Origin of the sequence: Geomonas azotofigens (genome assembly GCF_018919395.1) — a bacterium.
Classification (GTDB): domain Bacteria; phylum Desulfobacterota; class Desulfuromonadia; order Geobacterales; family Geobacteraceae; genus Geomonas; species Geomonas azotofigens.
Window position 1 is genome coordinate 937,400 of the sequence record NZ_JAHLME010000002.1, and the last position, 26,139, is coordinate 963,538.

General features: G+C 63.1%; 28 protein-coding genes. 2 read left to right on the plus strand and 26 right to left on the minus strand.

The window, feature by feature from the left end; translation table 11 throughout:
* Positions 1-68 precede the first annotated feature (68 nt).
* Together KOL99_RS09120 and KOL99_RS09125 are read right to left on the minus strand one after the other, a co-directional pair.
* Positions 69-1,448: a GGDEF domain-containing response regulator gene (locus KOL99_RS09120; protein ID WP_216510134.1), complete on the minus strand. Its 1,380-nt coding sequence runs from the start codon at positions 1,446-1,448 to the stop codon at positions 69-71.
* 74 nt (positions 1,449-1,522) lie between these two features.
* Positions 1,523-3,880, minus strand: a complete 2,358-nt coding sequence (locus tag KOL99_RS09125; RefSeq protein WP_216510303.1) for a DNA internalization-related competence protein ComEC/Rec2 — start codon at positions 3,878-3,880, stop codon at positions 1,523-1,525.
* 366 nt (positions 3,881-4,246) lie between these two features.
* Here KOL99_RS09125 and KOL99_RS09130 point away from each other — a divergent pair, with 366 nt between their 5' ends.
* Entirely contained in the window at positions 4,247-4,702 is a 456-nt protein-coding gene (locus KOL99_RS09130; protein ID WP_216510135.1) for a hypothetical protein, read from the plus strand.
* 3 nt (positions 4,703-4,705) lie between these two features.
* Here the strand turns inward: KOL99_RS09130 and KOL99_RS09135 are convergent, their stop codons facing one another.
* The 12 genes from KOL99_RS09135 to sppA all read right to left on the minus strand — a co-directional run bounded on the left by KOL99_RS09135 (position 4,706) and on the right by sppA (position 14,915).
* The gene (locus KOL99_RS09135; protein WP_216510136.1) at positions 4,706-5,590 is read right to left on the minus strand and encodes a radical SAM protein; all 885 of its coding nucleotides are present in this window, start codon (positions 5,588-5,590) and stop codon (positions 4,706-4,708) included.
* A gap of 270 nt (positions 5,591-5,860) precedes the next feature.
* Positions 5,861-7,108 carry a serine hydroxymethyltransferase gene (gene glyA, locus KOL99_RS09140; RefSeq protein WP_216510137.1) on the minus strand — a complete coding sequence of 416 codons (1,248 nt, stop codon included), beginning with the start codon at positions 7,106-7,108 and terminating at the stop codon, positions 5,861-5,863.
* A 127-nt stretch (positions 7,109-7,235) separates the two neighbouring features.
* On the minus strand, positions 7,236-7,682 hold the full coding sequence (rpiB, locus tag KOL99_RS09145; protein ID WP_216510138.1) for a ribose 5-phosphate isomerase B: 447 nt from the start codon (positions 7,680-7,682) through the stop codon (positions 7,236-7,238).
* Between the two features lie 2 nt (positions 7,683-7,684).
* Positions 7,685-8,917 carry a beta-ketoacyl-ACP synthase II gene (fabF, locus tag KOL99_RS09150; protein WP_216510139.1) on the minus strand — a complete coding sequence of 411 codons (1,233 nt, stop codon included), beginning with the start codon at positions 8,915-8,917 and terminating at the stop codon, positions 7,685-7,687.
* Positions 8,918-9,001: 84 nt separating this feature from the next.
* Entirely contained in the window at positions 9,002-9,235 is a 234-nt protein-coding gene (gene acpP / locus KOL99_RS09155; RefSeq protein WP_012531540.1) for an acyl carrier protein, read from the minus strand.
* A gap of 137 nt (positions 9,236-9,372) precedes the next feature.
* Complete coding sequence (fabG, locus tag KOL99_RS09160; RefSeq protein WP_216510140.1) at positions 9,373-10,113, minus strand: 3-oxoacyl-[acyl-carrier-protein] reductase; 741 nt, start codon at positions 10,111-10,113, stop codon at positions 9,373-9,375.
* Positions 10,113-11,045, minus strand: coding sequence for an ACP S-malonyltransferase (fabD, locus tag KOL99_RS09165; RefSeq protein ID WP_216510141.1), 933 nt, complete (start codon positions 11,043-11,045; stop codon positions 10,113-10,115). Before fabD ends, fabG begins: the two co-directional genes overlap by 1 nt.
* A gap of 23 nt (positions 11,046-11,068) precedes the next feature.
* On the minus strand, positions 11,069-12,049 hold the full coding sequence (locus KOL99_RS09170; protein WP_216510142.1) for a beta-ketoacyl-ACP synthase III: 981 nt from the start codon (positions 12,047-12,049) through the stop codon (positions 11,069-11,071).
* On the minus strand, positions 12,046-13,098 hold the full coding sequence (plsX, locus tag KOL99_RS09175; protein ID WP_216510143.1) for a phosphate acyltransferase PlsX: 1,053 nt from the start codon (positions 13,096-13,098) through the stop codon (positions 12,046-12,048). The genes KOL99_RS09170 and plsX overlap by 4 nt, the downstream gene beginning before the upstream one ends.
* Before the next feature lie 53 nt (positions 13,099-13,151).
* Positions 13,152-13,334 (minus strand): 50S ribosomal protein L32, encoded by a 183-nt coding sequence (gene rpmF / locus KOL99_RS09180; RefSeq protein WP_015721360.1) that lies wholly within the window; start codon positions 13,332-13,334, stop codon positions 13,152-13,154.
* A 13-nt stretch (positions 13,335-13,347) separates the two neighbouring features.
* Positions 13,348-13,884, minus strand: a complete 537-nt coding sequence (locus KOL99_RS09185) for a YceD family protein (protein WP_216510144.1) — start codon at positions 13,882-13,884, stop codon at positions 13,348-13,350.
* Positions 13,885-14,033: 149 nt separating this feature from the next.
* A complete protein-coding gene (sppA, locus tag KOL99_RS09190) occupies positions 14,034-14,915 on the minus strand; it encodes a signal peptide peptidase SppA (protein WP_216510145.1) in 882 nt (293 codons plus the stop codon).
* A 349-nt stretch (positions 14,916-15,264) separates the two neighbouring features.
* Here sppA and KOL99_RS09195 point away from each other — a divergent pair, with 349 nt between their 5' ends.
* Positions 15,265-15,729 carry a metallophosphoesterase family protein gene (locus KOL99_RS09195; protein WP_216510146.1) on the plus strand — a complete coding sequence of 155 codons (465 nt, stop codon included), beginning with the start codon at positions 15,265-15,267 and terminating at the stop codon, positions 15,727-15,729.
* Here KOL99_RS09195 and KOL99_RS09200 read toward each other — a convergent pair.
* The 12 genes from KOL99_RS09200 to KOL99_RS09255 all read right to left on the minus strand — a co-directional run bounded on the left by KOL99_RS09200 (position 15,726) and on the right by KOL99_RS09255 (position 25,975).
* A complete protein-coding gene (locus tag KOL99_RS09200) occupies positions 15,726-16,115 on the minus strand; it encodes a hypothetical protein (RefSeq protein WP_216510147.1) in 390 nt (129 codons plus the stop codon). The genes KOL99_RS09195 and KOL99_RS09200 overlap by 4 nt on opposite strands.
* A gap of 154 nt (positions 16,116-16,269) precedes the next feature.
* The gene (locus tag KOL99_RS09205; RefSeq protein ID WP_216510148.1) at positions 16,270-16,656 is read right to left on the minus strand and encodes a response regulator transcription factor; all 387 of its coding nucleotides are present in this window, start codon (positions 16,654-16,656) and stop codon (positions 16,270-16,272) included.
* Between the two features lie 16 nt (positions 16,657-16,672).
* Positions 16,673-17,551: an ABC transporter substrate-binding protein gene (locus tag KOL99_RS09210; protein ID WP_328760052.1), complete on the minus strand. Its 879-nt coding sequence runs from the start codon at positions 17,549-17,551 to the stop codon at positions 16,673-16,675.
* 101 nt (positions 17,552-17,652) lie between these two features.
* Positions 17,653-19,911: a hypothetical protein gene (locus KOL99_RS09215; RefSeq protein WP_216510149.1), complete on the minus strand. Its 2,259-nt coding sequence runs from the start codon at positions 19,909-19,911 to the stop codon at positions 17,653-17,655.
* Between the two features lie 15 nt (positions 19,912-19,926).
* Positions 19,927-20,928 carry a DmsE family decaheme c-type cytochrome gene (locus KOL99_RS09220; RefSeq protein ID WP_216510150.1) on the minus strand — a complete coding sequence of 334 codons (1,002 nt, stop codon included), beginning with the start codon at positions 20,926-20,928 and terminating at the stop codon, positions 19,927-19,929.
* The gene (locus KOL99_RS09225) at positions 20,929-21,762 is read right to left on the minus strand and encodes an ABC transporter ATP-binding protein (RefSeq protein ID WP_216510151.1); all 834 of its coding nucleotides are present in this window, start codon (positions 21,760-21,762) and stop codon (positions 20,929-20,931) included. It abuts the gene before it with no gap.
* A gap of 181 nt (positions 21,763-21,943) precedes the next feature.
* The gene (locus tag KOL99_RS09230; RefSeq protein ID WP_216510152.1) at positions 21,944-22,378 is read right to left on the minus strand and encodes a hypothetical protein; all 435 of its coding nucleotides are present in this window, start codon (positions 22,376-22,378) and stop codon (positions 21,944-21,946) included.
* 42 nt (positions 22,379-22,420) lie between these two features.
* Entirely contained in the window at positions 22,421-22,825 is a 405-nt protein-coding gene (locus KOL99_RS09235; protein ID WP_216510153.1) for a CoA-binding protein, read from the minus strand.
* Positions 22,826-22,964: 139 nt separating this feature from the next.
* A complete protein-coding gene (locus KOL99_RS09240) occupies positions 22,965-23,060 on the minus strand; it encodes a twin-arginine translocase TatA/TatE family subunit (protein WP_015721372.1) in 96 nt (31 codons plus the stop codon).
* 8 nt (positions 23,061-23,068) lie between these two features.
* Positions 23,069-24,013, minus strand: coding sequence for a tetratricopeptide repeat protein (locus KOL99_RS09245; protein WP_216510154.1), 945 nt, complete (start codon positions 24,011-24,013; stop codon positions 23,069-23,071).
* 20 nt (positions 24,014-24,033) lie between these two features.
* The gene (locus tag KOL99_RS09250) at positions 24,034-24,840 is read right to left on the minus strand and encodes a hypothetical protein (protein WP_216510155.1); all 807 of its coding nucleotides are present in this window, start codon (positions 24,838-24,840) and stop codon (positions 24,034-24,036) included.
* Positions 24,818-25,975 carry an acetoin utilization protein AcuC gene (locus tag KOL99_RS09255; protein ID WP_216510156.1) on the minus strand — a complete coding sequence of 386 codons (1,158 nt, stop codon included), beginning with the start codon at positions 25,973-25,975 and terminating at the stop codon, positions 24,818-24,820. The genes KOL99_RS09250 and KOL99_RS09255 overlap by 23 nt, the downstream gene beginning before the upstream one ends.
* Positions 25,976-26,139: the final 164 nt, after the last annotated feature.

A 26,139-nucleotide genomic window follows, 5' to 3' on the forward strand; every position in this document is an offset into this window, starting at 1 on the left:
TTGAAAATAAAAAAACCGGCGTAGACAACTGTCCGGTCCGTTGCAACGTGTTGTCGTCACCACGCAGATCAGGGAGGGGTGACGAGCCTTTCGGCATGGAACGCCCTGTTCTTGCCGGCGCTCTTGCCGCGGTACATGGCCTGGTCCGCCATCTCCAGCAGTTCGGCCTTGGTGGTGGCGTCGTCGGGGGCGCAGGCGTAACCGAGGCTCACGGTGAGCTTGATGGCGAGACCGTCCGCCTTGGCGAAGGTGTGCGCCTCGATGGTCTTCCGGATACGCTCGGCGACGATTGCCGCGCCGTCCATGCCGGTCTCCACCAACACAATGGTGTACTCGTCGCCGCCGTAGCGAATCACCGCATCGACATCGCGCACGCTCTTTCTCACCAGTGAACCGACCTCCCGCAGCACCCGGCTGCCGATCAGGTGCCCGAAGTTGTCGTTCACCGACTTGAAGAGGTCGATATCGAGGAACAGCACGCCGAGGTTGGAGCCATAGCGCTCGCAGCGTTTCAGTTCCCGCTCCAGCACCACGTCGAGGTAGCGGTAGTTGTACAGGCCGGTCAGCTCGTCTATGTAGAGAAGATCCTTGGCGATGTTGTAGCGTGCGGCATTGTCCAGGGCCAGCGAGCCCTGGTCGAGCAGGAAGGAGATGTGCTTGCGGTTGATGTCCCTGGGGAGCAGGACGCCGGGGTCGTTGAACAGGATGATCACGCCCTGCAGATCGGCCCTCTGCCGCAGGTAGAGACACATGGCCTCGGTGATGCCGCTGCCGTAACTTGAGTCCTCCGGGAGGAAGTTCCTCAGGAGCACCAGGTGGGCGCTGCCGTCATCGCGAAGGTCGCACTCGCTGATCACCGCCTGCCCCAAAAGGTGCGCGCTCAGTTCCTCGATCCCCTTCAACTCGCGCAGCGTGAGTTGCCCGTTGTCGCTGAAATAACCGAGCGCCCGGCTCACGCCCACTTCCTTCACCAGCGCATCGGTGAGCATCGAGTAGATGCGTTCCAGCTCGAGGCAGTTGGCGATGTTCTGGCTCACCTGGAACAGGTTGACGAGCCCCTTCAGCTCGAGGTTCTCGTCGAGGAGCCGGCGCTGTTCCATGCAGTGTGCGACGATGTGGCGGAACTCGTCCTGGTTGATGGGCTTGATGAGATAGTCGGTGGCGCCGTTTTTAAGGGCGTAGATGGCGGTTTCGACATTGGCGTGTCCGGTGACCATGATCACCGCGGTTGCGGGATCGAGCCTCTTCACCTCGGAGAGGATGTCGAGCCCCGAAACGTCGCGCATCACCAGGTCGGTGACGACGAGGTGGTACCCTCCCTTGCCGATCATTTCCAGCGCCTCTTCTCCGGAGGCGGCCACCTCGACGGTATAGCCGTCTTCCTTGAGCAGGTCGGTGTAGACCTCCCGGAAAAAGCTGTCGTCTTCGACTAAAAGAATCCTCTCCATGCAACGGATCTCCTGGATTGTCGGGTATTCTCGGGACAATGCCAGCATAAACTAGCAGATACGACTCTTGAGTGTCAATTAAAATGCCCAAAAGGAGTCGATAATAAAACAGTGCCATCCGCTTTGCAGACCGCCTCGACGGTCCCCTCCTGGTCGGTCCGATAGAGCCTCACCCCGTGCCTTCGCAGCGTGGCGACCGTCGCGGGCGCCGGCAGATGAAAGGCGTTCCGGTATCCGGCGGAGATGACGGCTGCCGCCGGCCGCACGGCTTCCATGAACTCGTCGCTGGAGGAGTGCTTGCTGCCATGATGCGCCACCTTCAACACGTTGCATGGTTGCAATGTTCCCCGCTCGAGAAGCTGCCGCTCTTGCGCCACCCCGATGTCACCGGTGAATAACACCGAGCTCATGCCGTACGCCAGGCTGAACACGAGAGAGGCGGCATTCGCGTCAGCCGGCACCGCCGTCCCGGCGACGGGCCACAGCGGTTGCAGCAGGGCGCCGCCCAGCTGTAGAGGCGGGGTGTCGGCCCAAAGTTCCCGCACCGGAACCGCTCGTGCGGCGAGGACCCATCTCAGCGGCTGCAGTTCCGGGGCGGCCAGGGCTCGGGGATGAGCCAGGAACTGGCCGACCTCGAAATTCGCCGCGAGATACAGCGCGCCCTGCAGATGGTCGGGATGCCCGTGGGACAGCACCAGGTAGTCGATACGCCGTACCGACAGGTCCCGCAAGGCGGGGAGCAACAGGCGCGCACCCACCCGGGTATCGGTATCTGTCGCGTTGCCGCCGCCGTCGACCAGCATCCACTTGCCGTCCGGCAGGCGCACCAACGCCGCATCCCCCTGCCCCACGCTCAGAAAGTAGAGGCGCATGGTTCCATCTCCGGCCTGCACGGCCGGCACGGCACGCACCGCGAGAACGAACAGGAACGTTAACGCTGCGACCGCTCGCGCCGGCCTCCACTTCAAGAAGGTGATCGCGCAGAGCGCCAGGCAGGCCAGCAGGAGGTCGAGGCGGTCAGGGACGTATGCTGTCAGCACCGGCGCCCGCGACAACTGCTCGACGATGCGATCCGACCAGCGCACCATGAGGGCGGCCAGATGCAGCAGCGCTGTGGCGGGAGCGGCCCACAGGCGACTGAGAACCAGCGCGCTGAAGCCGAGGACGACGGCACCATACCCCATCAGGGGCACCACCAGGAGGTTGGCGACCACCCCGACCAGCGACACGCGCTGAAAGTAGTAGGCGACCTGTACCAAGGTGGCCAGTATGGCAGCCACCGACGCGATGAAGAGGAGGAGCCCCCATCGCAGGATTCTGCCTGCCTTGCTCCGGGGCGCGGCCACGTCAGGGGTCAGGACCGACAGTCCCCAGATGGCAAGGAAGGAGAGCTGGAAGGAGACGTCGAAGAGGGTCTGGGGTGCGGTGAACAGGATCGCGCACGCCGCCAGCATGATGGTGTGCACCGGGTCCACTTCACGTTTCAGTTGCATGGCCGCCACCACCACGCAGATCATCAGCACGCTGCGCAAGGTGGCGGGGGCCTGCCCGGAAAGGAACAGGTAAAGGACCACCATGGGGAGGGACGCCAGCATCGCCAGCGGCCGCAGCTTGAGGTGCAGGGCGAGCCACTCCGAGCGCCGCGCCAGGTAGTAGAGGAGATGGCACAGGGAGAGGAACACGATGCCGACGTGGAATCCCGAGATGGACAGGATGTGATTCACGCCGCTGCGCGCGAACGCCTCCTGCAACGGTTCCGGCACGTCCCCCCTGTCCCCCAGGAGCAGCGCCTTCAGGACTCCCCCCTCCGGGCCCGGTTCCACGGTCATGATGAAGGTCCCCAGCCTTTCCGCCAACAGGTCGATGTGCCATAGCCACCCCTCTCCCGCGCGCAGCAGCACCAGCTCCTCCGCCGACAGCACGAACGCGGTAACATGCACCTGCTGGTAGGCGAGTCTGCGCACCCAGTCCGACTCGCCGGGAAGCCCCAGGTTGCGCGGCATCCGGATCCGGGAGGTGAATCTCACCCTGTCGCCGGTGCGCAGTGCGGCGCGTCCCTCTTTCACATAGACCAGCAGCCGCCCCGAAACCCTCAGTTCGCGTCCTTCATCGCTCACCCGCTCCACCTGCAGATAGACCTTGCTCCCTCCCGATGCCGTGGCTTCCGGACGGCAATCCAGCACCCCCTCGATCACCACCGGACTGTCGGAGGCGAGACGCTCCAGTCCCGGCTGCGGCCTCAGAAACGGCAGCAGCGACAACTGCCCCCAGGCAAAGAACAGCAGCGCGAGCGCCACAAGGTAGGGGAAACGCGGACGTATCAGGGAGGCGGCCAGAGCCACGGCAAGCAAGGCTGCCAGGCACCATGCCGGTGGGAAGGTATCGAACAGGTGAGTGGTGACCAGGCCAGCGATCAGGCCAGCTAGCGGCACCAACAGAGGTCGCTCCAGATGTCACCTCCCCGCTACGGGGATCACTGCGCCAGGGCGAGAGAATTAAAAACAACACTCGTTATAACAGGCGGCAGGGTTTGCACAACGGCGTCTGTGCAGTCCCCGGCTGCTGTTCAATGTTCGCAACAGGGGCAAGCCGTTGAAATCAAACAAGAATCCAGAAACTGAGCTCGTCCCTTGTGCAGGTTTAGCACAAATGGCCCTCTGCGATCCCACCTGCACAACAGCGCCAGTGCGGGGAAATGCTGTGTAATTACGGCATATTAGACGATGGCACGGTTCCCGCCCACTTTTGGTACGCCAGTTGAAAAAGAAGAGGAAAACGGCAACTACCGGGAGGACATCATGGCACACAGAGATCGCAGCACCAATGAACGGTCTGGCTCTTACGCTTATACCATCATGGAAGTACGCCTGAGGAAGAAGGGAGCGCCGGAAGGGACCAAGGACGACCTGCGCTTCATGACCGTGGACAGCCATTGGGACACCCTGCGCTTCGTGCAGGACAACATGGACCAGTGCGTGGGGAACGTGGTGCGGCTCAAGCGGACCGAGCCGGTGCGTCACACCGTGAACGAGAGCGCGGAACTGTTCCAGAAGAACCTGGAACCCCTGGTTTCCACCCTGGCGGCAGCCCAGGGGCAGGGCGTCATGGACAAGCTCTCGGCGTCGCTGAAGAAGGCCCTCCTGCTGATGGTCATGGAGCGCTACCAGAGCGACCGCGAGAAGGCCTGCCGGGTACTGGGCATCTCCCGCGAGAAGCTGGAGAGCGAACTGAGGCTCTGCGGCGTGTCGAGATAGAACCTAGTAGTATTCCTCTTGGTAACAAGGGATCTCCGCGTACCAGCGGGGGTCCCTTTTTGCTTCGACAAGGGCGGCGTCCACGGTATCGATGAGACGCTGCCGGTCCTTCGGATAGCTTCCGGCCAGGCTGAGGAAATTGGAGACGTGGTTTGAGCGCAGGATGGTTCCCTGCGGCGCCAGCCGTTCGAGAAGAGTCCGGGTTTCCAGCAGGATCTCCCCGTGGCTCAGCGGTTCAATCAGCTGCAGGAAATCGTCGTTGTGACGCTGGAACATGGTGAGCAGGGAGAAGTATTCCGGCGAGAGCTCCGTCACCCACCGAGCGGTCGCCGCGGCGTGTTCGGCGCTGCGTTTCCGCCCCGCCAGCCCGAGGATGGCGGTTACGGAGAGTTTCATGCCGGCGGCCATGGCCTTTTTGCACTGCTCCAGCATCTGGTCCGGCTCGAATCCCTTGTCGACGAGCCGCAAGGTCTCCGCGTCACCGCTTTCCAGCCCGTAGTACAGGATGCGCAGTTTCCTGGCCCGCAGGGCGGCGAGGTCCTCCGCGCTCTTGAGGTTCAGGCTGTTGGGCGAGGCGTAGGCGCCCACGCGGGTGAGGGAGGGGAAGACCTCGTTCAACTCATCCAGTATCCGCTCCAGCCCCACCTGGGGATAGACGAGGGCGTCACCGTCGGCGAGAAAGACGCGCCGCACGCCGGGGCGGTAGCGCGGCGGGATGGACCTGATCTCGGCGAAAACCTCGTCCAGCGACCGGACCCGGAACTGCTTCATCTTGTACATGCCGCAGAATTTGCACCGGTTCTGGGAGCACCCGATGGTGATCTGGAAGATGAGGCTGCCGGCCTCGGAAGGCGGGCGAAAGAGCGGTTCATCGTAATGGAAGAGCATGCGGTGGATCCCCCAAGCTGGCGGTGTCGGAGCGAATTCCCGAGGCGGGTACTGTACCTGAGAAAGGGCCAAAGATCAAATCCCCCTGTCCCGGGTTTGCAAAGGTTCACCTGACAATTTCGGAGGGTGGAATGTCGACCGCCAGGCCGTACACGCCATGTCTCGCCCTTCGTGGGCAGGGGCAGGCAACACTGCCTGGCAACTGAACCAAATAAAAAAAGGGGACGATGAAATCGTCCCCTTTTCATTTACTGCGTTATCGGCCGCCCCTTACTTGAGGCGGTCGGCGTACATCGGGAAACGCTTCATCAGCGCGTTCACCTGGGTCTTCACCGCGGCCAGCTTGGCCTCGTCGCCCACGTTGCCGAGGACCTCGGCGATGAGGCCCGCCACCTGCTCCATCTCTGCCTCTTTCAGGCCGTGGCTGGTGGCCGCCGGGGTGCCGATGCGGATGCCGGAGGTGATGAACGGCGAGCGGGTGTCGAAGGGAATGCCGTTTTTGTTCACGGTGATGCCGGCGCGGTCGAGCGCCTCCTCGGCCACCTTGCCGGTCAGCTCGGTCTGGGAGAGGTCGACCAGCATCAGGTGGTTGTCGGTGCCGCCGGAGGTGAGCTTGAAGCCGCGGCTGGTGAGGCCGGCGGCGAGCGCCTGGGCGTTCTTCACGATCTGCTGCTGGTACTGCTTGAACTCGGGGGAGAGCGCCTCTTTGAAGGCGACGGCCTTGGCGGCGATGACGTGCATCAGCGGGCCGCCCTGGATCCCCGGGAAGATGTTGGAGTTGAGGGTCTTGGCCCAGTCCTCGCGGCACATGATCATGCCGCCGCGCGGTCCGCGCAGGGTCTTGTGGGTGGTGGTGGTCACGAACTCGGCGTAGGGAACCGGGCTCGGGTGCAGGCCGGCGGCAACGAGGCCGGCGATGTGGGCCATGTCCACCATGACCACGGCGCCGACCTTGTCGGCGATGCGACGGAAGGCCTCGAAGTCGATGATGCGCGGGTACGCGGAGGCGCCCACCACGATCATCTTCGGCTTGTGCTCGACGGCGAGGCGCTCGCACTCCTCGTAGTCGATGGTCTGGGTCTCCTTGGAGACGCCGTAGGGGACGATGTTGAAGAGCTTGCCGGAGAAGTTGACCGGCGAGCCGTGGGTCAGGTGGCCGCCGTGGGCGAGGTTCATGCCCAGGACGGTATCGCCCGGCTTAAGCACGGAGAAGTAGACCGCCATGTTGGCCTGGGAACCCGAGTGCGGCTGGACGTTGACATGGTCGGCGCCGAACAGTTCCTTGGCGCGCTCGATGGCCAGGTTCTCGACCTTGTCGACCTCGTGGCAGCCACCGTAGTAACGCTTGCCGGGATACCCCTCGGCGTACTTGTTGGTAAGGACCGAGCCCTGCGCCTCGAGCACCGCCTGGGAGACGAAGTTCTCCGATGCGATCAGTTCGAGGTTGTACTCCTGGCGCTCAGTCTCGTGCCTGATGACTTCCGCCACTGCCGGGTCGAATGTTTCCAGTACTGACATGTCTGACTCTCCTAGTGAAAAAGTGCTGTTGAAATGAGAAAACGGGACTCTGGGAGTCCCGTCTTTACTTAGATCGTGTGTCTTTCCAGTGCCGCTTTGCTGATTCGCTCGCTATGGGGGTGGTGCATCATCCCTTGAGCTCGCGCTCCACTTCGGCGATCTTGTCCAGCCGCTTCTGATGCCTGCCCGCGGCGAACTCGGTGTCAAGCCAGGCCGCCACCATCTCGCGCGCGTTCTCGGTCTCCAGCACGCGACCGCCCAGCACCAGGATGTTGGCGTTGTTGTGCTCCTTGGCCATGGTCGCCATGAAGACGTCGGTGGCGAGGGCCGCGCGGATGCCGGGGAACTTGTTGGCGACGATGGACATGCCGATGCCGGTGCCGCAGACCAGGATCCCCTTCTCGGCGCTCCCTTCGGAGACGCGACGGGATACCGCGATCCCGAAATCGGGGTAGTCGACGGAATCGCCGTTGTGGGTGCCGAGGTCCTCGCAGGGAAGACCGCGCTCCTCGAGCAGTTTCTTGATCTCGTTCTTCAGTTCGAGGCCGCCGTGGTCGCTACCAAGGACTATCATGCCTAGACCCTCTTGAAGAGCAGCGACGCGTTGGTGCCGCCGAAGCCGAAGGAGTTGCTCATGGCGTACTCGATCTTCGCCTCGCGCGCCGTGTTGGGCACGTAGTCGAGGTCGCACTCGGGATCCGGCTCGTTGTAGTTGATGGTCGGAGGCACCACCGAGTTCTGCATCGCCATCAGCGAGAAGACGGCCTCGACGCCGCCGGCGGCACCGAGCAGGTGGCCGGTCATCGACTTGGTGGAGGAAACCATCAGCTTGAAGGCGTGGTCGCCGAAGACGGTCTTGATCGCCGTGGTCTCGCCGACGTCCCCGAACGGGGTCGAGGTGCCGTGGGCGTTGATGTAATCGACCTGCTCCGGGTTGAGGCCAGCGGTGCGCAGCGCCATCTTCATGCAGCGCGCAGCACCCTCGCCGCCCGGGGCGGGGGAGGTCAGGTGGTAGGCGTCGCCGGAAAGGCCGTAGCCCACGATTTCACCGTAGATCTTGGCGCCGCGCGCCTTGGCAGCCTCGTACTCCTCAAGCACCACGATGCCGGCACCCTCGGAGAGAACGAAGCCGTCCCTGCCCTGATCGAACGGACGGGAAGCGCCGGCCGGGTTGTCGTTGTTGGTGGAGAGCGCCTTCATCACGGCGAAGCCGCCGATACCAAGGGGGGTCACGGTGGACTCGGTGCCGCCCGCGATCATGGCGTCGGCGTCGCCGCGCTGGATCATGTGGTAGGCGTCCCCGATGGAGTGCGTGCCGGTGGCGCAGGCGGAAACGGAGGAGACGTTGGGCCCCTTCGCGCCGTACTTGATGGAGATGTGCCCCGGAGCGAGGTTGATGATCAGCATCGGGATGAAGAACGGGGATACCTTCTTGTAGCCCCCCTCCAGCAGCGCCGAGTGGTAACGCTCGATGGCGGGAAGCCCGCCCAGGCCGGCACCCACGAGGACGCCAACGCGCTCGGCGTTCTCCTCGGTGATCTGCAGACCGGAGTCCTCCATTGCGAAGTGCGCCGCGGCCAGTGCGTACTGGATGAAGAGATCCATCTTCTTGATCTCTTTCTTGTCGATGAAATCCTCAGCGACGAAGTCCTTAACCTCGCCAGCGATCTTCACCGGCAGGTCGGAGGCATCGAAACGGGTAATGGGAGCGATACCGGACGTGCCGGACACCAGTGCGTCCCAGTTCTTGCCGTTGCCGGTCCCCAGCGGGGAGACCACGCCTACCCCCGTGACAACAACTCTTCTCATACTCTGAACTCTCCTTAGGTACTGTTGACTCATGGCCGCCCGGAGGCGGCATGAAAAAGGGGAAGCATAACTCCCCCCTCTCTACTAGGTGTGATCAGTGATGTAGTCGATTGCGTCCTGTACCGACTGGATCTTCTCGGCGTCCTCGTCGGAGATCTCGATTTCGAACTCTTCCTCAAGTGCCATCACCAGTTCCACGGTATCCAGGGAGTCAGCGCCCAGGTCGTCCATGAAGGAGGACTCGTTGGTCACCTGAGCCTCGTCAACACCAAGCTGCTCAGCGACTATCTCTTTAATGCGTTTCTCGATCGAAGCCATTCAATTACCTCCATTTGATTGTAACGTTAGACGTTTTTAGATTTGTTGCGCCCAAGACTGCTATTTCATAGCATGAATCGCAGAATTTGCAAAAGGTATTTTTGGCGCTGAAAGTAAAATCAACGCCGTTGCCGGACTCACATGTACATGCCGCCGTTCACCGAGAGAACGTGGCCGGTGATGTATGCCGAGGCGTCGGAAACGAGGAAGAGAACGGCCCCCGCTATGTCATCGGCGCTCCCCAGCCTCCCCATGGGAATCTGCTCCTGGAGGGATTCCCTGGTCTTCTCGGAGAGCTCCGCGGTCATGTCGGTCTCGATGAAGCCCGGGGTAACCGCGTTGACGGTGACGTTTCTTTTGGCGAGTTCCCTGGCCACCGATTTGGTGAGGCCGATCATGCCCGCCTTGGAGGCGCAGTAGTTGGCCTGGCCCGGGTTTCCCATCTCGCCCACGACGGAGGAGACGTTGACGATCCTGCCGGAACGCGCCTTGGACATGAGCTTGGCGGCCTCGCGGGTGCAGTTGAAGCACCCCTTCAGGTTCACGTCGAGCACCGCGTCCCAGTCCTCTTCCTTCATCCTGAGGAGCAGGCCGTCCTTGGTGATGCCGGCGTTGTTGACCAGGATGTCGACCTTGCCGAAGGCCTCCACCGACTGCTTGAAGAGGCTCTCCACCTCGGCGACCACCGAGACGTCGACCTTGACCGCCAGGGCCTTGCCACCCGCGGCGACGATCTCGTCGGCGGTCTTGGCCGCGCCCTCAACGCTGGTGGCGGTGACCACGACGGCGGCGCCCTCGGCGGCGAGTTTCAGGGCGATGGCCCGGCCGATGCCGCGCGAGGCACCGGTGACGACTGCTACCTGTCCGTTCAGGCTCATTACGCCACCTCCGTGATTGCTTTTACGCCCGCGGCGTCCTGCACGTTGACACAGGCCGCTTCCTTGTCGATCCTCTTCACCAGGCCGGCCAGGACCTTGCCCGGGCCGATCTCGACGAAGTTGGTGACGCCGGCGGCGATGATGTTCTGGATGATCTGCTCCCAAAGGACCGGCGCGCAGACCTGCTCCACGAGGAGCGGCTTGACGCGGGCCGCGTCGGCGTTGGGCTTCGCCTCGACGTTGCTGACCACCGGTGCGGTCAGCGCGTTCACCTGCACCGCCTCGAGGGTCTGGGCCAGCCGGTCGGCGGCGGGCTTCATCAGCGCGCAATGGAAGGGTGCGGAGACCGGAAGGAGCATCGCCTTCCTGAACCCCCTTGCCTTGGCGATCTCGATGGCGCGGTTCACGGCGCCGGTGTGGCCGGCGACCACGATCTGGCCGGGGGAGTTGAAGTTGGCCGGGGAAACCACCTCACCCTGCGCCGCCTCGGCGCAGATATCCTTGAGCACGTCCGCCTCGGCGCCGAGGATGGCGGCCATGGCCCCTACCCCGACCGGGACGGCGTCCTGCATGTAGCTGCCGCGGGCACGCACGGTCCTGAGCGCGTCGGCGAAGTCGAGGGCGCCTGCGGCGACCAGGGCCGAGTACTCGCCCAGCGAGTGGCCGGCCACGAAGGAGGGGGTAAGCGGGGATTCCTCCCTAAGCACCCGGAACGCGGCGACACTGGCGGCCAGGATGGCCGGCTGGGTGTTCGCGGTGAGTTTCAGATCCTCCTCGGGCCCCTCGAAGCAGAGTTTCGAAAGGGAGAAGCCGAGCGCGTCGTCGGCCTCCTCGAAGGCGGCCTTGGCGGTCTTGAAGTTATCCGCCAGATCCTTCCCCATCCCGGCGTGCTGGGAACCCTGCCCCGGGAAGATGAATGCATAGGATTGCATAGGTAACCTCTTTTCTTAGTTAACTACCAGCGCACCAGCGCGGAGCCCCAGGTGAGGCCGCCGCCGAAGGCGTCGAGCAGCAGCAGGTCGCCTTCCTTGAGGCGCCCGGCGCGCACCGCCTCGTCCAGCGCGATCGGGATCGACGCAGCCGAGGTGTTGCCGTAGCGGTCCAGGTTGACGAAGACGCGCTCGCCGGTGATGCCGAGACGCTTGCCGACGGAGTCGACGATCCTCTGGTTGGCCTGGTGCGGGATGAACAGCTTTACGTCGTCGGGGGTGAGCCCGTTGGCCTGGAGCGCCTCCATGGCCACTTCGCCCATGGCGCGCACGGCCAGCTTGAACACCTCGTTGCCCTGCATGGTCAGGTAGACCAGCCCCTCGTCCACGTTCTTGTGGCTGGCGGGGTTGCGGCTGCCGGCGCCTTTCTGGTACAAGATGTCCCAGTAGTTGCCGTCGCTGTGCATGTGGGTGGAGAGGATGCCGTTCTCCCCTTCCTGCGCCTCGAGCACCACGGCGCCGGCGCCGTCGCCAAAGAGCAGGCAGGTGTTGCGGTCGTTCCAGTCGACGATGCGGGAGAGGACCTCGGCGCCAATCACCAGGGCCTTCTTCACCTGGCCCGAGATGATGAACTTCTGCGCGGTGGCGAGGGCGTAGATGAAACCGGAGCAGGCTGCGGAGAGGTCGAAGCAGAAGGCGTTGGTGGCCTTGAGGGCCTGCTGCACGATGCAGGCGGTGGCGGGGAACGGGAAGTCAGGGGTGAGCGTTCCCACCACGATGAGATCGATTTCCTCCGCCGTCACTCCGGCGGCTGCCAGCGCCCGCTCGGCGGCGGCGGTGGCGAAGGTCGAGGTGTACTCCCCCTCGGCGGCGATGCGGCGTTCCCGGATACCGGTCCTGGTGACGATCCACTCGTCGGTGGTGTCCACCATCTTCTCCAGGTCGAAATTGGTCAGCACTTTCTCCGGCACGGCGGAACCGGTACCGGTGATTCTCGGTCTAATCATGAAGCAACCCTTTCTGTGGCGTCCGGGTTCTGGCCGGCACGCTCGCGACCCTCACCGGGGAAGCTCTCGTTGAGCTTTTCAGCCATGCGGCTGTTCACCCCTTTGAGTGCGTATTCATGGGCAAAGCGGATCGCGTTCTTGATCGCCTTGGTATTCGAACCGCCGTGGCAGATCATCCCCACGCCGTTGATCCCAAGCAGAGGCGCGCCGCCGTACTCGGCGTAGTCTACGGTCTTCTTGAAATTGTTGAAAGCCTTGCGGCTTAGGAGGTACCCGATCTGGGACAGGAAGCTGTTCTTGATCTCGGCCTTGAGCATCTTGCCCACGGCCTCGGCCAGCCCCTCGGACAGTTTCAGCGCCACGTTGCCGACGAAGCCGTCACAGACGACGACATCGACCGAGCCGTTGAAGATGTCACGGCCTTCCACGTAACCAATGTAGTTGATGGGCTTTTCGCGCAGGAGTGCGCTGGTTTCGCGGGTGAGCTCGTTCCCCTTGCTGTCCTCCTCGCCGTTGGAGAGCAGGCCAACCCTGGGCTTGTCCACCCCCATGACGAACTTGGCGTACACCTCGCCCATGACGGCGAACTGGACCAGGTGGATGGGCTTGCAGTCGACGTTGCCGCCGACATCGAGAACGAGGGTCTTACCGGTAACGGTGGGAAAGAGTTGGGCGATCGCGGCGCGGTCGATCCCCTTCATCCGTTTCAGCACGAACATGCCGGCCGCCATGGTGGCGCCCGAGTTCCCCGCGCTGACGACGGCGACGGCCTCGCCCCCCTTGACCAGCTCGAAGGCGACGCGGATGGAGGAGTCCTTCTTCTTGCGCACCGCGTCGGAGGCGGAGTCGTGCATGCCCACGACCTCGGAGGCGTGCCAAAGCTCGATGTCCAGCCCCTTGCAGTCGTGGCGGGCCAGCTCGGCCTGTACCTTTTCAACGTCGCCGACCAGAGTTACCGGGATGCCGAACTCTCTGGCGGCGGCTACCGCACCTTCTACTTCAACATGAGGGGCGTTGTCGCCCCCCATTACATCGACAGCAACTCTCATATTTCCCCTAGGGAGCGGATTCCGAACAGTCACGGCTTAGGTGAAACGAAATCCTAGAGCTCTTCAGCCTTGAGCACCTGACGTCCCTTGTAGGTGCCGCAGGACGGGCAGACGCAATGCGGCAGCTTCGGGGCCTTGCACTGGGGGCAGGTCGAAACGGTCGGAGCGGTGAGGAAATCGTGTGCACGCCTCATGTTCTTGCGCGACTTGGAGGTCTTCTTCTTAGGTACAGCCATGATGTTCTCCTTTTTACTTTTCTATCTTGATCTTCTTCAGGGCGGCCATCTTCAGGTTTATCTCGCCGCGATCGCAGCCGCATTCTCCGGCGTTCAGGTCAGCTCCGCACTCGGGGCAAAGCCCGCGGCACGACTCGCTGCATAACGGTTTATAGGGTACTTCCAGTGCCACCTGCTCGGCGATTTCGGGATCCATGTCGATCTCGTCGCCGCTGTAGGTGGCCGAAATGAGTTCTTCGTCGGAAAGCTCGACTTCCTCGTCCAACTCCTCACCCTTGCTCTCGGTGTAGAAGATGGTGAAGTCCGAGGAGACCGAATAATCGTACTCGGTCAGGCAGCGGGAGCAGGTGAGGCGTACCGCGCTCTCCACCTTGCCGGCGGCCCTCACGTGATCGTATTCCCAGATCGCGGTGACCGCTGCGTTGACCGGCGCGGTGAAGACACACTCGCCCGCTTTTTCCATCGCTACCAGGGCCGGGAAGTGTGACGCAGGCTCCGACTCAGAGAGGTCGAGCTGCTTCTTTTTCACCTTATCTATCTCTATCTTCAAAGGAAGATCTCCCCTTTTTCAAAGTTTCCCAGTATATAGATGGCGGTTTTTTTGTCAAGGTAAATCTAAAGAGAGCGGCGGGGCCACAGGCACGGGTTCAGCCACTGACACAAGGCCCGAAAAGAGCACTGTTTGCGCTCCCCCGACCTCTACCAACCGAGCCGGTAGTCCACGCTGACACCGCTCTCGGAATCCGACAGTACCCCCAACCGATGGGCCGCGCTCTCCACCAGGAAGTCGAGCGCGCGTCCCTTCTTCTTCGACGGACGGATCAGCCTCGGCTCACCCTTGACGCCGCCCAGCCGGGCCGCCTCGTCGATGGCATCCTGCATGGTGCCTAAGCGGTCCACGAGTTTCAGTGCCAGCGCCTGCTCCCCGGAGAAGATCCTGCCGTCCGCGATGCCGCGCACCTGCGCCTCCGGCAGCCTCCTCCCCTGCGCCACCGCCTTCACGAACTGGCCGTGGGTGGAGTCGATCACCCCCTGCAGCATCGCCTTTTCCTCGTCGGTCATGGCGCGCGAGGGGGAACCGGTGTCCTTGAACTTGCCGGTCTTGATGGTGAAGGCCTTCATGCCGACCTTGTCCATGAGCCCCTCGAGGTTGGAGAACTTCATCAGCACACCGATGCTCCCGGTGATGGTCCCCGGGTTGGCGTAGATGAGGCTGGCCGGAACCGAGACGTAGTAGCCTCCGGAAGCGGCCACGCTCCCCATGGAGACCACCACCTTCTTCGCCTTGGCGAGGTCTTTCACCGCCGCGTAGATCTCCTGGGAAGGACCGACCACGCCGCCGGGAGAATCCACCCGGAACACCACGGCCCTCGCGTGCTCGTCCTTCTTCATGGCCCGCAGCTGGCGTACGATTTCCTGCCCGTCGACGATGACCCCTTTCAACTCGACGACGCCGACGCCGTCCCCTGAGGCGATGGTGTCACGGTCCCCGACCAGGGCGGTAACCACGGCGACGCAGGCGGCGAAAAGAAGGACCATGCCGACAACGAAGGCGGCAATCCACAGAAACAATTTCTTCATGACTCCTCCGTCTCTTTTATGTTCAGCCAGCGAGAAGGCCGTCTTTTACTGTAGGGGCGAATAATCATTCGCCCGTTCTCCGCTCAAGCTGACGATACACGTGGCGCAACGGGATGCTGAGCAAAGGCGAATAGTTATTCGCCCTACAGTATCAGACGTTTACAGCTTATTTTGCTTGTCTTTTACCATGACTCTGTCCTATATCTGGACAGTAGAGACAGATAAGTACGTTGGGCGCAACGCCAACAACTCTACACTATGCAGGCGACTGCGCAAAAGCAAATATCACGTCAGTCGGGCGCGTCGTTATGCCGTGTTCGCCTTCGAGAAATGTGGAGCAAAAAGGACTATGAGAGTACTGGTGATTTCCGACAGCCACGGCAACTACGCCCACGCCTTCAGGGCGCATGAACTTGCCGGTCCGGTGGATCATATCATTCATCTCGGGGATGGCTGCGACGACGCGCGCATGCTGGAGGAAGTGCTGGAGGTGCCGGTACACCGGGTGGCGGGCAACTGCGATCTGGACCGGCGCGTGCCGGCGGAGCTCACCCTGGAGCTTGGGGAGTGCCGTTTCCTGCTGACCCACGGCTATCGCCAGCAGGTGAAGAGCGGCCTGTCACAACTGATCGGTCGGGGGATGCAACTGGGAGCGTCGGTGGTCCTCTACGGTCACACCCACCACGCGGACGTGCAGTCGACGGAGGGGATGCTGCTGGTGAACCCGGGAGCCCTGAAGGAGGGACTCCCCGGGAGTTACGCCATCGTCACCGTGGAGGGAGCCACGGCCCGCGCCGAGATCTTTCCTCTCTAGCAGCCGCAACCGCAGTTGTGGCAGACCTTGCGGTTCTCCACGTCGGGAGCCACCGTTTCCGGCGCGAACGCGATGCGGTTCACCGCGCGCCTGATATCCTCCTGGAGGTCCAGTCGGGGGCTCTGGCCGATGACGTGGCCGATGCAGACGTTGCTGATGCCGTCCGACGGCGAAGCGATGCGAATGGAGTTCAAGAGGTCGCCGTAGCCGTTCACCTCTATCACCTGCCCGGGGTCTTCCCCCAGTTCCAGGGTGATGCCGAAGCGCTCCAGTTCCTGGGCCAGTTCCGCGAAGAAGATATCAAAGGTAAATCCCGAAAGGATCGCTTCCCACTCCGGTTTGCTCTTGGTGCGCCCGTAGCACGTCAGTCTCATCTGTTTTGCCATCTACCTGACTCCTGAAAAGCAGGGGCTAGGGGCTGGGGGCTAGGGACTGGTAAAACCCGCCCGACTGCCGCCTGCGCCCTCTCCCTCTATTTATTATTGGTTCCGCTCGTTACTCTTACGCACTCGGCTAGCCCCTAGCCCCGCCTCTTCGCCTCTACCCGGCAGCGGCCTTTCTTTGCATCGAGCTGAAGATCATGTCCAGCACCGCCTTCTGCTTCGCCTCGTACTTGTTGAGGACCGCCAGGCAGGTCCCCATGGGGAACTGCTCGTGGAGATAATCCGAATCGCGCCCGGAAAGGATGACGATGCGGTTCTTGTCGATCCCGACCGAGAGGGCATAGCTGAAAATCTTGGACCCGTCCAGGGTCGGCATCTCGAGATCCACCAGCAGGAGGTCGACCTTACCCTGCCTCAGGATGGTCAACGCCAGCAGCGGCTCGGTGCAGGTTATCACGTCCAACAGCGGGTAAAGCGCCTGGATCTTCTCCTTCAGGGCTCCCACGAAAGCCGCGTCGTCATCAACGATCAGAATTCTTCCCATCAATACCTCGATGTATCTACTTAAGCACCCGGGTCGCTGCGGTGAGCACCGGGAAAGGGACGTTCAGGTCAAGCAGCCGCGCGGCTTTCATGTTCACGATCAGGTCCACCCGCTTGGGCGTGGCCACCGGCAAGTGCGACGGTTTCTTCCCGCCCAGGATGCGCGCGACGTATTCCGCGGCGATCTGCCCCTGCTCGACGGGGTCCGCCTCAAGGGAGATCAGGGCCCCCTTGTGCGCCGCGCCCGGCATCTGGGATATCACCGGGATCTTCAACTCGTTGGAGCGATGCACGATCTTCTCGAAGGAACGGCTGCCGGCGGTGCACTCGGTGACGTAGATGCAGTCGACCCTGGTGGCGAAGAGGGTGGCCAGCGCCGCGTCCAACCCGGTCGGGGAGCCGACGTTGGCTTCCACCAGCACGATCCCCGCCTGGGCCGCGACCTTCCTGGCCTCCTTGAGCTGCACCAGGGCTCCCTCCTCCCGGTTGGCGCAGATGATGCCCAGGGTCTTGATCTGCTTCAGTTCCATCGCGGTCTTGATCAGCGTCACCAGGGGGACCTTGGAGCTCACCCCTGCGCTGTTGCGCCCGCTGGAGGTCATGCTCTTGGCGATGCCGGTCTCCACCGGGCCGTAGACGTCGGCGAAAACGACCGGGATATCCTGCGCCTCCCGCAGGGCGGCCAGCGTGGCGGAGGTGCCGTAGGCGACGATGACGTCGGCGCCGATAGCGTTGAACTTTCTGATGCTGTTGGACCAGGAGATGAGGTCGGGGTTGGGGGTCTGGGTGATCACCTCGACGTTACTCTGATCGTACCCCTTCTGTACCAGTGCCTTGACGAAGGCCTTGTGGGCGTCCCGGTAGCGCGGCAGGTCGCACGTCAGCAGCGCCGCCACCAGTTTTCCGGCCGCGCGGGAGTCCGCAGCGGGGATCACCGCACAGAGCAGCAGGAGCAGAAGTATGGAACGGACCAGTGTCTTGATACGTTACCCCTTGGTCACCATTTGGCCGCGAGGGCGGCGACGATGGCGTGGACGGTGCCGCTGTAGCTCTGGTACGCGGACTTGAGCTCGTTGTAGTCGTTGAACGTGTATTCCAGCGTGGTGGAAAGCGCGCTCGTGAAGCGGTATTCGCCGCGGGCGGAAAGCGAAGTGATCACGGTGTTTTGCGCGGTGATCTCCTTGATGCCGTCGGTACTGCTGGTGAGCGAAAAACTGGTGTCGCTCGGCGTGAAGGCGGCGGAGGATCTGATCTGCTGCGCCGCTACCGCGAGATCGCTTTTCTCGCTGAGCGTATAGTTGGCATTGACGCCGTAGACGTGGGACCTGCTGGAAAACTGGGAAGCGGCCTCGCTACCGACAACTACACCAGTGAAAAATACGCCCTGCTCGACCTCCTGGTGCAGGTACGAATAGTTGGCCCCTACAGTGAGTCCCCGGAACGGCACCCACCACGCACCGATGTTCGCATTCTCGCTGTTGGTGCTCCGGGAGGTTATGGGAGCCAGGGAGAAGGAGAGCGGCTCGAAAGGATAGTTCACCAGGTACTTCCGCACCTCGTCGTTTTGATCGCGGCGGAAGATGGCGTGGCTGGTGAGCCCCCAGCGGTTGTTGAGGGTATAGGTCGCCAGCAGCTTCGCCTCGTGACGGTTCTGGAAGGATGCACCGTAGGCAGGATGATCGGCGCTGGCATAGCTGTAGGTGGCGCTGGACCTGAGTCCCTTGACGGGTCGATAGTAGGCCGACAGCGACCCGGTGTGGGTCGAGGTGCTCTCCGGCAGCCCCCAGGTCATCTCCGTGGGCAGCTCGGTCACGTTGTTTCTGCGCAGGAAATCGCCGCGGTACTCGCCAACGAGCGCGAGATGCAGCGTGGGACGGTAGGAGATGGTGCCGGTTACCAGGTCGCGAGTGGTTTCAATGGGCGCTTTGGCGGCTATGACCGGATCAGCAAAAGCGGTGTTGTTGAGAGGATCGCGTTTGTTGTGGTCGATCTCCTGGCGCCGGTATTTGACAGCGAAGCTGTACTCGCGGCTGGGTGTGTAGATCAGGTCTCCCGCGGCGTTTTGCAGGTAGCTCTTCATGTGACGGGCGCCGGTGGTGTCGGTCAACTCGGAGAGGTTCTCGCGCTGCTCGAAGCTGTACGAGCCGGAGCCGACCAGACCGCCCGCCAGGGAGGTATGCAGTTTGATGGTGTGGGAAAAGAAGCTGCTGTCGGGGTTTTCGTTGTGCTGCCGCACGCCGCCGCGAAAGTCTTCAGCGCCGTTGAAGTGGTTGCGGATCTCGTAGGCCTGCACCGGGGTTGGCAGCCGGTCCTCGAAGTAGCGCACCTTAAAGTCGTAGACCAGGTCGACCGGCCCCAGGTGGGAGTCGAGCCCCACGCGCCCTTCCTGGACCTGCTGGTCGACACCGCGGCGCTGGGCGTAGATGAAGTTGGTGGCACCCTCGAAGGCGGTATCGGCGAAGCGCTGCTGGATGGTCCCTTCTTTGACATAGCGCCAGTAGCCCAGGTTCACGTGCAGGGGAAAGTTGTGCAGCCGGTAGCGGAAGTCGGCCCGGTCCTGGACCACGCTGACGCCGTAGTTGGCGACCGGGTCCTGTACCGCCGTGTAGGTGGCGGGGGTGGGGGCGTCGGTGCGCCCGCTGGTGAAGCTGGGGGAGAACAGGAGCTCCCGGTCCAGGTTGTGGTACAGGGACTCGGTCCTCAGGTGGAGGCGGTAATCCCCCTTGTAGTCCATGAGCAGGTCGGCGTGGTAGTCGTTCTCGTTCAGGTAGAACCCTTCCAGCTCGAGGTTGGTGTCCTTCTCCATGTGCCGGTAGAAGAGCCCGCCGTTGCGGCTGGACTTGAGAAAGCCGTACTCCATGGCGCGGCCGCGGTAGTCATCTCCGAAGACGAAGTTGTAGCCGAGCGAACCACCCTTTTGCTCCAAGACCTCCACCTGGCGCTCGTCCTCCGGCAGCGGCGCTCCCTCGACGGGCGGCTGCGCAGCAGGTTCCTCGGCGGCCGGGGAGGGCGGCTCGATGCCAACGGCAGGGGGCTGCTCCATTGTCGCGGGAAGGGTCTCGTCCGCGGGCTGCTCCTCGTTTGTGACGGCGCCGGCCGACTCGTCGGCGGGAACCGCCTTTTCGGCGGCGGCCGCCTCCAGGCTCGCCGCCGGGACCGGCTCCAGGTCCGCCGCAGCCACTCCCCCCGCCGCCAGGAGCAGAAGCAGCAGAGGCGAGACGACGGTCGATACGAGATCAAGTGGTTTCTCCACCATCCGGCTCCTTTCCGCTTACTGGCGTAGCGTCCCCCTGCCGGTGATGGCAGGGGACGGGGTATCGGTGCCATGCACCTGGGAATGACAGTCCGTGCAGCGATTCACGAAGAGTTGCTTGAGCCCCGGCGTGTTGGTGGCGAGGTGCCCGGTGTGGCACTGCAGGCATAGAAACGGCAGCGCCGCGTTCAGGAGGTGGTTGTTCACCGAGCCGTGCGGGGTGTGGCAGTTCATGCAGTTCTCGGTCACGTCGCCGTGCTCGAAGGCGAAGGGCCCCTGCTTCTCCATGTGGCACCTGGTGCAGGTTTCCTTGGAGGTGTTGCCGCGCAGCAGGCGGTCCTGGGTCGAGCCGTGCACCTCGTGGCAGTCCACGCAGAACATCTTCTTCTCGCGCAGCGGATGATGCGAGAACAGGGCGTTTTCCGCCTGCACCTCGGGATGGCAGCTGAAACACATCTCGGACATCTGCTGCCGGCTCACCTTCTGCTGGGGCCCCTGGTGCAGCTTGTGGCAGTCGAAGCAGCTCACGTCGTGCAGCGCGTGCGGACCGGCGTTCCAGTGTGAAAGCACCGGCATCGACGCGGCGGAGTGGCACTTCAGGCAGATCAGGGACTGGGCCTGGGGGGGGAGGTGCATGATGTCGAGGAAGGTCGAGGTGTCGCACTTCTTCTTGAGGCGGGTGTTTTCCTCGCGGTCATCGCTCAAATGGGCGATGGCGAGGCTGCCGGGGCCGTGGCACGATTCGCAGTTCACCAGCGGCAGGCCGGTCTCGGGCTTGATCTGCTCACCGTGCACGCTGTGGCTGAAGTCGTCGGTGATCTTGTCGTGGGCGTGGCACTTGGAAACGCAGTTGTTGGTGCCGACGTACTCGGCGTCGAGCCGCCCGACGATCATCCTCTCGTAGTCGCGGATGGGAAGGATGGGTTTGCTCTGCTTGAGATCGGCGCAGGAGATCGAAAGAAGGGGGAGAAGCGCCATGAGGATCACGAGTCTGCCGCGGCGCAAAAGACGTGCTGCCATCTATTCCCCCCTTATCCCCTTGGTCGTGGTGTAGATGAAGCCGCGCACGATGGGATTTTCGCTTTTTTTTATCTCGCGCGGCGTGCCGATCTCGACCACCGAGCCGCCGTGCATCATGGCGATCCGGTCGGAGATGTACAGCGCGAAGTTCAAGTCGTGGGTCACGATCACCGTGGTGTTCCTGGTGCTCTCCTTGAGCTTCAGGATGGTGTTGGCCAGTTCATCCGTGGTGACCGGGTCGAGCTCCGCCGTCGGCTCGTCGTACAGGATCAAGTCGGGGTTCATCGCCAGCGACCGGGCGATGGCGACGCGCTTTTTCATGCCGCCGGAGAGCTCCGAGGTGCGTAGCTCCTCCTTCCCCACCAGCCCGACCATCTCCAGCTTCTGCTTGATAATCTCGCGGACCTGCAGTTCCTTGCAGACCCTCTTCTCCCTAAGCCACAGCCCCACGTTCTCCCCGACGGTCAGGGAGTTGAACAGGGCCGACGACTGGAACACCATGCTGTAGCGGTAATCGTGAGCCGTAGGTTGAGCCCCCTCGCCGAAGATGGGGAGGTCGTCGATGTAGATCTCGCCGCTGTCCGGGGTCTCCAGCTTCACGATGTGTTTCAAAAGGACGCTCTTGCCGGTGCCGGACGGACCGATGATGCTGAAGGTTTCCCCCGCCTTGATCTCGAGGTTGACGTCCTTGAGCACGTGGTTGGGCCCGAAGGACTTGTTCAACTTCTCGATCCTGATGCCCACGCCCCTGGTGTCATGCAGGTTCACCGCATGGTGGCCGTTATCGGAGTGAAAGAAAGAGCCGGGGAGGCCGTGTTTAAGCTTCTCGAACATCGGTATCCTTTTGAGAACGAACTATCTACCAGATGCCGTCATAAGACCGGCTTTGCCAGTAAATTCTGCCACCTGCCGTTGCAAAGAAGCGGCCACATACTACCAGAGTTGTAAGCCCGCTGGCAAGGGGGAATATTTGAGGACACTTAACGTTTACACAATCTTTGTTCAACAGGCACAGTCAGAAAAGGTAGGGGGAAGGGTTATCGAACTCCCGCCGCACCCTGAAGATATACAAGTTCATCAGGATCAGGGCTATGGACGCGAGCAGCGTGGAGGAAAGGAGATCGCCTTCGGGGACGGGAGCGTCGGCCAGGCGGGCGTACTCGCCCGCGGGGATCAGCGAGAGGTTGACCCAGGCATTGCAGATGTCGAGCAGGTTGTAGCCGATCAGCAGCCACACGGTGAGACGCTGCCGCTTGAGCACCCCGAGCAGCAGGTACAGCGAGATCAGGCTGTCGCCGAAGACGAAGCGCTGGGCGGTCCCCCCCTGGTAAAGGGTGCCCATGAAGGGAAAGGGGTTGCCGTAACTGGAAAAGCAGAGCAGCAGCGAGAACGAGGTGAGCAGAACCAGGGGCCACAAGGAGGCGGGGCGCCTGCCGCTTTCATCGGGCATGAGGCACCCCGCCATTTTCGCTACCATAAGGCACGGACGGTATCAACGTTTCACCGCCTTGACGTGCTCCTTGAGCATGCAGCGGTCCATGACCACCTCGAGCCCCGCCTCGCGGGCGCGTCGCGCGGCCTCTGCGTGGATCACCCCTTCCTGCAGCCAGACCACCTTGGCCCCCTTGGCGATCGCCTGTTCCACGATCTCCGGGACGAACTCGGAGCGGCGGAACACGTCGACGATCTCCACCGGCTCGGGAATCTCGGCGAGAGTCGGATAGCTCTTCTCGCCGAAGACCTCGGCCACGGCGGGGTTCACGGGAATGATGCGGTAGCCGGCGCGCTTGAGATAGGCGGCGACCTCGTGGCTGGGCTTGCCGGCGTCGGGCGACAGCCCCACCACGGCGACGGTACGGTACTTGGTCAGGATCTCCTTGATGTCAGGAACTTGCATAAGCACCTCCCTTGAAACCAGAGTCAGGATGCGTTGTCGCTTGGCATAACGCCGACAGCGGGCGCCGCGCCAAGGGGGAGCAGCTGCCCCCTCTTCTCTTCTTTCTCAGCTGGCACTTCGCGTGACCGCTTCGGTTCGTCTACCGTTTGCGCATGCCGCTCACGGCGACGAAGAAGAAGATTACCACCATTACGCCGGCGATGAAGATCCAATCTGCCGGGCTGAATCCGAACATGACTCCTCCTACTGTTCCAGTTGCTGCAGTGTGGCCTTGGCCTCTTCGAAATCGGGATTGATCTTTAGGGCCTGGCGCAGGTAAAAGCGGGCGTCGCCGGCGGCGCCCAGGTCCTTGCAGCAGAGCGCCAGCAGGTACGGGATCTCCGCCATGGGGAACTCCAGGGCGAACCAGGCGTCGGCCATGACGTCGTTGAGGATGGCGGTCGCCTCCTGGTAGCCGCCGTCCTCGCGCAGGGCCATGGCCCCCGCGATCGCCTCGAGGTAGTCGACGGCCGGCACCCGGGGCACCTCGCCCCGCTCGATCCGCTCCAGGCGCGCCCGCAGCTCGGCCTGGGCCGCCGCCTCGACCTGCGGCAGCAAAAGGCTCCAGAGCGAGGCCGCCTTGTCGTACTTGCCCAAGAGGAAGGAGACCTCGGCCAGGGTGGTGAGGCAGCGGGGCTGGTCGCCCCCCAGCTCGTGCGCCCGGTCCAGGTACCCTTCCGCCTTGAACAGGGTGACCGTGGAGAGGTGCAGCGCCGAAAACCGGCACGCCTGTTCCAGAAGGGTCGCCCCGATCTCCAGCGGGAAGTGCGCGTTCTCGGGCTCCATGAGGGCGAAGATGCGCAGCAGTTTCACGCGCCGCTCCAGGTAGGGGACCTCGACGTCCTTCTCCCCGAGCATCAGGATGTGGCTGGCGAGCTCGGACACGTAGTGCGGGTACCCCTTGAGCACCTCCGCGTAGAGCTCGCAGTAGCGGCAGCCGGGGTCCGTGCGCAGGGCCTGGTAAACGCCGCGCCCCACCGCGTCGTAGCCGGGAAGCTGCCCCTCCAGTGCCTTGTAGTCGTCATCCAAAAGCGGAATCGGCTCCGGTCCCACCGTGAAGGACACCTTGCCGTCCAGCCCGCTCACTATGGTCCCCGCGGGGGGACGGTAGTAGGTAATGCCCGCGAGGGGGGTCATCTCTCTTTCCATGAAACGCACTCCTTTTTCTGCTAACGCTCCCGCCCGGGGAACGTGTTGACACCGGCGTGCACGCCGATGGTCTTGTAGATGCGCACCTCGTCCCAGGGCTCGTCGAGGATGCCGTCGTGGATGGCCCAGCTGCGCCCCTGCACGGTTTTTTCCATCCCCGGCCGGCGGAAGGGGGTGGAGCCGTCCAGCCGCCGGTACAACACGCCCCCCGGGGCGAAGCCGGCATCGATCTCCTGCATCAGCCTCTTCCCCACCACGTAGTCGAACCCGTACCCCTCGTAGCGGATGGCGTTGTCGTAGCTGAGCGGCTCGGCCACGATGAGCTGCATGCCGAGGCTTGCCACCAGGCGCTCAAGACGCGGCAGGAACTCGCCGAACATCCGCAGGCCGCGCCGGGTCTGGTTGGGAAAGAGCCCCGCCTTCATGGCGCGCTCTTCCTCGGCGAGGTTGCGTCCCAGGGTGGCGAACAGGTTGTTACGCCCATGCTCGTCCAGGTCGACGTCGAAGCGCGGCGCGGTCGGATCGGCGATGGTGCAGTAGGAGAGCTCCATCTGGCCGTGGTGCGTGTCGCACAGGTCCAAAACGAACGCGGGATCGCGATCCTCCCGGCTGCGGCGGGCCACCAGGCGCAGGAAGCGGTGTCCCTGCGGGGCGATCACCTCGATGCCCCCGCCACCCTCCCCGATCATGCCAAGCAGGCGCTCGGGGAGCAGCGACCGGTAGATCGCCTCCTTCTCCGCAGGAGGCAACCGGTTGATGTCGTACAGGGAGAAGAGCTGCCTCCCCCCGCTGTCCCTCAATACATCATGTCCGGTATCGTTTGCCATAGTCGCCGATCAGGACCGGGAAGATGTGGTCACGCACGTAGGCGATGCTTTTCTCCACCGCGTCGAGCGCCCGGTTGCGGTCGTCCTCCTCCGCCCAGTGCATGGCGTCGAGGAGCATCCGGTGCGGGTAGCCAAGCTGCGAGATCAACTCCACGAAAGGGGCGGGAAGCCGCGGGGAAAGCTCCCGGTCGTTCATGATGCCCCAGGCGATGGCCCAAGCCCGCGCCACGTTCATCTGGTCGTACCCCCCTCCCCCCACCGCGACCCACGGGATCTCAAGGGCGCGCAGCTTCCTCATGATGTAGGAGTAGGCGTGGGTGGTCACCTCCAGACGCGTGAGGGGATCGGTCCTGAAGGTATCGGCGCCGAGCTGGGTGAAGAGGACGTCGGGGTCGAAGGCGGCGATCAGGGGGAAGGCCACCTCGTCGAAGGCCTTCATGAACAACGCGTCGTCGGTGTGGGCCAGCAGGGGGAGGTTCACCGAGTAGCCCCGTCCCGCCCCCTCCCCGGTCTCGTTTTCAAAACCGGTCCCGGGAAAGAAGTAGACCCCGCTTTCGTGCAAGGAGATGGTGAGCACCCGGTCATCGGCGTAGAAGGCGTTCTGCACGCCGTCGCCGTGGTGGGCGTCGAGGTCGAGGTAGACGACCGTTTTCCCCTGCTCCAGCAGGTAATTGATGGCAACCACCGCGTCGTTGAGGTAGGAGAAGCCAGAGGCCCGCCCCTCCTGGGCGTGGTGGTACCCCCCCAGGGGGTTGAACGCAGCGGCGAACCCCTCCTCGGCGACCAGCCGCGCCGCCTCCAGCGTTCCCGACACCCCCAGGCAGGCCCAGTCGTAGACCCCCGGGAAGACCGGATTCTCCACGTCGCCGAGCCCGTAGCGGAAGTCCGCCCTCGGCTCGCCCGCCGCGCTGAATTCCCTCAGCCGCTCGAGGTACTCGGGGGAGTGTGCGCTCAGCAGTTGCGGCTCACTCACCGGGCGCGGACGCACCTCGATCATGGACGGCAGGTCCAGCAGCCCATAGGCGTCCATCAGGTCGCGCGCCAGGCGGTAACGCTGCACCTTGAAGGGGTGCTGCTCACCGTAGCAATAGCCGGACAGGTCGGTACAGGCGATGAGTGCGGTCTTGCGCGGCAACTGGCACCTCCGGCGAAATAGAGCACAAATTTACCCGTTGGTCGTTTACAGGTCAACATTTAAATCCTGCCCACGCCTTAGGCATCAATGCCTATTTTCCAGGCAGGCCGGCGCGCTCTTCTCATTAGCAAAAAAACCGCACCCTTGCATTTTCAATGGGATAA

Excerpts from the sequence above, each read along its gene's own strand:
- KOL99_RS09135 (WP_216510136.1), bottom strand. The coding sequence starts at position 5,590 with ATGCTCTTCCATTACGATGAACCGCTCTTTCGCCCGCCTTCCGAGGCC.
- acpP (WP_012531540.1), bottom strand. The coding sequence starts at position 9,235 with ATGGCTTCGATCGAGAAACGCATTAAAGAGATAGTCGCTGAGCAGCTT.
- KOL99_RS09220 (WP_216510150.1), bottom strand. The coding sequence starts at position 20,928 with ATGGCAGCACGTCTTTTGCGCCGCGGCAGACTCGTGATCCTCATGGCG.
- KOL99_RS09215 (WP_216510149.1), bottom strand. The coding sequence starts at position 19,911 with ATGGTGGAGAAACCACTTGATCTCGTATCGACCGTCGTCTCGCCTCTG.
- KOL99_RS09130 (WP_216510135.1), top strand. The coding sequence starts at position 4,247 with ATGGCACACAGAGATCGCAGCACCAATGAACGGTCTGGCTCTTACGCT.
- fabG (WP_216510140.1), bottom strand. The coding sequence starts at position 10,113 with ATGAGCCTGAACGGACAGGTAGCAGTCGTCACCGGTGCCTCGCGCGGC.
- KOL99_RS09230 (WP_216510152.1), bottom strand. The coding sequence starts at position 22,378 with ATGCCCGATGAAAGCGGCAGGCGCCCCGCCTCCTTGTGGCCCCTGGTT.
- fabF (WP_216510139.1), bottom strand. The coding sequence starts at position 8,917 with ATGAGAAGAGTTGTTGTCACGGGGGTAGGCGTGGTCTCCCCGCTGGGG.
- KOL99_RS09200 (WP_216510147.1), bottom strand. The coding sequence starts at position 16,115 with ATGGCAAAACAGATGAGACTGACGTGCTACGGGCGCACCAAGAGCAAA.
- KOL99_RS09170 (WP_216510142.1), bottom strand. The coding sequence starts at position 12,049 with ATGATTAGACCGAGAATCACCGGTACCGGTTCCGCCGTGCCGGAGAAA.
- rpmF (WP_015721360.1), bottom strand. The coding sequence starts at position 13,334 with ATGGCTGTACCTAAGAAGAAGACCTCCAAGTCGCGCAAGAACATGAGG.
- KOL99_RS09245 (WP_216510154.1), bottom strand. The coding sequence starts at position 24,013 with ATGGAAAGAGAGATGACCCCCCTCGCGGGCATTACCTACTACCGTCCC.
- KOL99_RS09225 (WP_216510151.1), bottom strand. The coding sequence starts at position 21,762 with ATGTTCGAGAAGCTTAAACACGGCCTCCCCGGCTCTTTCTTTCACTCC.
- fabD (WP_216510141.1), bottom strand. The coding sequence starts at position 11,045 with ATGCAATCCTATGCATTCATCTTCCCGGGGCAGGGTTCCCAGCACGCC.
- KOL99_RS09195 (WP_216510146.1), top strand. The coding sequence starts at position 15,265 with ATGAGAGTACTGGTGATTTCCGACAGCCACGGCAACTACGCCCACGCC.
- glyA (WP_216510137.1), bottom strand. The coding sequence starts at position 7,108 with ATGTCAGTACTGGAAACATTCGACCCGGCAGTGGCGGAAGTCATCAGG.
- KOL99_RS09205 (WP_216510148.1), bottom strand. The coding sequence starts at position 16,656 with ATGGGAAGAATTCTGATCGTTGATGACGACGCGGCTTTCGTGGGAGCC.
- KOL99_RS09240 (WP_015721372.1), bottom strand. The coding sequence starts at position 23,060 with ATGTTCGGATTCAGCCCGGCAGATTGGATCTTCATCGCCGGCGTAATG.
- KOL99_RS09235 (WP_216510153.1), bottom strand. The coding sequence starts at position 22,825 with ATGCAAGTTCCTGACATCAAGGAGATCCTGACCAAGTACCGTACCGTC.
- KOL99_RS09250 (WP_216510155.1), bottom strand. The coding sequence starts at position 24,840 with ATGGCAAACGATACCGGACATGATGTATTGAGGGACAGCGGGGGGAGG.
- plsX (WP_216510143.1), bottom strand. The coding sequence starts at position 13,098 with ATGAGAGTTGCTGTCGATGTAATGGGGGGCGACAACGCCCCTCATGTT.
- rpiB (WP_216510138.1), bottom strand. The coding sequence starts at position 7,682 with ATGATAGTCCTTGGTAGCGACCACGGCGGCCTCGAACTGAAGAACGAG.
- KOL99_RS09120 (WP_216510134.1), bottom strand. The coding sequence starts at position 1,448 with ATGGAGAGGATTCTTTTAGTCGAAGACGACAGCTTTTTCCGGGAGGTC.
- sppA (WP_216510145.1), bottom strand. The coding sequence starts at position 14,915 with ATGAAGAAATTGTTTCTGTGGATTGCCGCCTTCGTTGTCGGCATGGTC.